At 69.1% G+C, this 2263-nt stretch carries 3 protein-coding genes; 1 reads left to right on the top strand and 2 read right to left on the bottom strand.

What is annotated here, in order from left to right; all coding sequences use genetic code 11:
* Nucleotides 1–127: 127 nt before the first annotated feature.
* Nucleotides 128–385: a WhiB family transcriptional regulator gene (locus ACWGI8_RS43265; protein WP_003953983.1), complete on the bottom strand. Its 258-nt coding sequence runs from the start codon at nucleotides 383–385 to the stop codon at nucleotides 128–130.
* A gap of 315 nt (nucleotides 386–700) precedes the next feature.
* Entirely contained in the window at nucleotides 701–1669 is a 969-nt protein-coding gene (locus ACWGI8_RS43260; RefSeq protein WP_453668999.1) for a diacylglycerol/lipid kinase family protein, read from the bottom strand.
* Between the two features lie 83 nt (nucleotides 1670–1752).
* On the opposite strand from ACWGI8_RS43260, the gene ACWGI8_RS43255 reads away from it, so the two are divergent.
* Nucleotides 1753–2172: a hypothetical protein gene (locus ACWGI8_RS43255; RefSeq protein ID WP_453668997.1), complete on the top strand. Its 420-nt coding sequence runs from the start codon at nucleotides 1753–1755 to the stop codon at nucleotides 2170–2172.
* The last annotated feature ends 91 nt before the right edge of the window (nucleotides 2173–2263 follow it).

The following is a 2263-nucleotide window of genomic DNA, read 5'->3' as shown; positions in this document are numbered from 1 at the left end:
GCCCCGGACCGTATGGACACGGTCCGGGGCTCGAACGCTTTGAGTTACTGCTGCGCGCTGCGGCTCGGGGGCGGTGAGTGCGTACTCGCCGTACGCGCCGCCGGGCTCAGGCTCGTAGCGGTGGCGATCAGGCGCTGGCGTTGCGCGCCCGGTTGCGAGCGGCGCGGCGCTTCATCGCGCGGCGCTCGTCCTCGCTGAGGCCACCCCAGACGCCGGAGTCCTGGCCGGACTCGAGCGCCCACTGCAGGCACTGCTCCATGACGGGGCAGCGGCGGCAGACGGCCTTGGCTTCCTCGATCTGCAGCAGCGCAGGACCGGTGTTGCCGATGGGGAAGAACAGCTCGGGGTCTTCCTCGCGGCAAACGGCGTTGTGACGCCAGTCCATGGCTGCTACCTCTCTTGGTATTACGTGCAGGTTGCTTGTGAATGTGAACGCTTTCACGAATCCCCCCGCACCGGAAGGGCCGACACCCAGATGAACTGGTTGTGGTCCTTGGAATGAGGAGGGGTTCTGGCTCTGAGAGGCCGGTTCTGCGGGCCGTCCCGATCGCCATGTAGAGATTCGCAAACCTCGGCGGCGGATACAACCCCTTCCGGAAAGTTTTTTTTGATTCCTCGGTGTCGACTAGGTCACAGCCGTACTTCCATGGGGTGGACCCCAGCCCATACGTTCGAGATAAAGGGCTCAGGGCCCTTCCACTCACACAATCACACGCAGTGCACGGCGTACGCCTGTGAACGTCACGCTAGTTCGCAGACCGAGATGGTCACCGTCCATCTGGAAGGGCAGCGGAGCCTTCGAATGCAAGGTGAAGTCCGTCTGGTCGTGCAGCGAGAAGGCGTGCTTGCCGCGCGGGCCGCGGTCGGGGGTCGAGGTGAGGAGCTGGGTCGCATATCTGGCCACGGCGAGCGTGGAGAGCCGGTTCAGCCCGAGCACGTCGAGGGCCGTGTCGAAGGAGGCCCTCGGAGACGCGTACACCGGACGATTGCCCAGGTAGGTCCAGGGGGAGGTGTTGCAGACTATGGACAGCGCGAGGTCCGTCACCGGGTCCGCGCCGGGGCGCTCCAGCGTGATCGCGCCACGTCGGCGATGCGGTTCCTCGAGGAACTGGCGGACCGCCTGACGTATGTAGAGGGCGTGCGTCGATGTCTTGCCGCGCTCTCGCTGCTGTTCGACCCGGCCGATCACACCGGCGTCGAAGCCGAAGCCCGCGCAGAAGGTGAACCAGCGGGGCGGGATCGCCTCGTCCTCCGTGCCCGGCGTACCCGACGCGAGACCGAGCCCGACCGTCCGCTCGCTCCGGTGACTGAGCGCGTCCAGGATCGCGCCGGTCGCCTCCACGGCGTCGTTCGGCAGCCCCAGTGCGCGGGCGAAGACATTGGTGGAGCCACCGGGCACGACCGCGAGGCGGGGGAGGGCGTCCGGCTCCGGGCCGGAATGCAGCAGACCGTTCACGACCTCGTTCACGGTGCCGTCGCCGCCGAGCGCGACCACCAGGTCGGTCTCCCCGGACTCGGCGGCCCGCCGGGCGAGGTCCCGGGCATGGCCGCGGTACTCCGTCGTGACGGCCTCCAGCTTCACCTCGCTGGCGAGGGCGTGGATGAGAACGTCACGGGTGCGGGCACTGGTGGTGGTTGCTGCCGGGTTGACCACGAGGAGTGCGCGCATGGGCGCCAGGGTACCTACCGGGCGGTACCCGGCCCAGCCCGGGTCGCCGGGGACGTACGGGGGTGCACGGCTACCCTGCAAGGGTGAGCAGTGCTGAGCAGACCCCCGAGTCGCGTCCCACCCGCCTTACCGCCGCGGCGGCCTTCTGCGGTCTGGAGGCCCTCGCCCTGGTGGCCGGGGGCGTCTACATGCTGGTGTCGGGCTTCACCAGCCACCCCGACAGCACGACGCAGGCCGCCACGGGCGGAGCGACGCTGATCGCCCTCGGCATGATTCCGCTGCTGGCCGCGCGCGGGCTGCTGCTGCGCCGCAGCTGGAGCCGCGGCCCCGCGATCATCACTCAGATCCTGTCCCTGCCGGTCGCCTGGACCCTGCTGAGCACCACGGGCCCACTGATCCCGGCGGGCATCGTCCTCGCGGTGGTCGCCGTCACCTCGCTGGTCCTGCTGATCAACCCGACGACCACGGAGGCGCTGGGGATCAGAGGACGCGCGGACGCCTAGTGCTGTGGCCGGAAAGGTTTGCCGGGAAGCTCGCGGCGTCCGGTGCATGGGGTCTCCCCAGGCCCGGAGGGCCGAGGGGACGCATCGCAAG

The sequence above is a fragment of the Streptomyces sp. NPDC054841 genome (assembly GCF_053611045.1).
Note: the sequence above shows the minus strand (reverse complement) of the source record. Positions and strands in the feature narration are given on the sequence as shown.

Coding starts and splice junctions, on each gene's coding strand:
- ACWGI8_RS43265 (WP_003953983.1), bottom strand. CDS start 385: ATGGACTGGCGTCACAACGCCGTTTGCCGCGAGGAAGACCCCGAGCTG.
- ACWGI8_RS43260 (WP_453668999.1), bottom strand. CDS start 1,669: ATGCGCGCACTCCTCGTGGTCAACCCGGCAGCAACCACCACCAGTGCC.